Below are 1,099 nucleotides of genomic sequence, written 5' to 3' on the forward strand. Positions count from 1 at the left end.
GGAGGGATTTGCGATGGCGGTGAAGCGGACGGGACAGATGAGCTTTGTCGAGGCGTTCCTTGGGAACAAGGCGGTTGGCTCGTCGGGGATACTGGATCGGATCGGGTCGCTGGTGAAGTGGTACCGTTTCGAGAAGCTGCTTGGCGGACTCAATCATGGTGGTCCGGGCCATCCCGGCTGGCCGGCGCTGGTTCTCTACAAAGCCCTGCTCTTGCAGTCGCTTTACGGGCTGTCGGACCGCGAGCTGGAGGAAGCGCTCGCCGACCGGCTGTCGTTCCGCCGCTTCGTAGGGCTCGCACTCGACGAGACGGTGCCCGACCACACGGTGCTCAACCGCTTCCGCAATCTTTTGATCGAGAAGGGACTTCTGGACAGGCTGTTTGGCGAGCTCGACCGGCAGCTGGAGAAAGCGGGCGTGATGCTGAAGCGCGGCGCGATGCTGGACGCGACCCTGATCGAGGCGGCCTCGGCGCCGGGCACCGGCGAGCGGGCCTCGCTCGATCCGGACGCTGCCTTTGGCGGGGCCAGGAAGAAAGGCGGCTTCACCTTCGGCTACAAGGCCCATGTCGGCGTGGACGAGGGTTCCGGCCTGATCAGGACTGTGATCACGACGCCGGCCAACGTCAACGACACCGAGCCGGCCGACGGCCTGATCGTCGGCGACGAGAAGGCGGTATGGGCGGATGCAGCCTACCACACCCACGCCCGCCAGGCGCGGCTCAAGGCGCACGGCGTCAAGGCCCGGCTCGCCCGCCGGCCGAACAAGCACCATCCCGAACTGCCGCCCCGCCTCAAGCTCTACAACCGCTTGATCGCGCGGCGCAGGGCGGCGGTGGAAACCACCTTCGCCACGCTCAAGAACCGCATGCGGCTCACCCGCATCCGCTATGTCGGCCTGGTCAAGGCAACGGCCCAGATCATGCTCGCCGCCATCGCCTTCAACATGAGACGATGGGCGGCGATCACGCCATAGCTGCGCCCGAAATCCGCAAAACGCCGCAAAAGCGCGGCTCCCAAACCCCGAAAAGCCTCCAAAGCAACGAAAATGGCCGCCCTCAATCCTCACAACAAGCCTCCCGCAATATTGCGCAACGGGCCC

Annotated in this window: 1 protein-coding gene; it reads left to right on the forward strand. The window is 65.5% G+C overall.

All coding sequences use genetic code 11. The features are described from left to right. Window positions 1-13 precede the first annotated feature (13 nt). A complete protein-coding gene (locus tag FJ960_RS29360; RefSeq protein ID WP_140718570.1) occupies window positions 14-973 on the forward strand; it encodes an IS5 family transposase in 960 nt (319 codons plus the stop codon). Window positions 974-1,099: the final 126 nt, after the last annotated feature.

Source organism: Mesorhizobium sp. B2-3-11 (genome assembly GCF_006442215.1).
Lineage (GTDB): Bacteria > Pseudomonadota > Alphaproteobacteria > Rhizobiales > Rhizobiaceae > Mesorhizobium > Mesorhizobium salmacidum.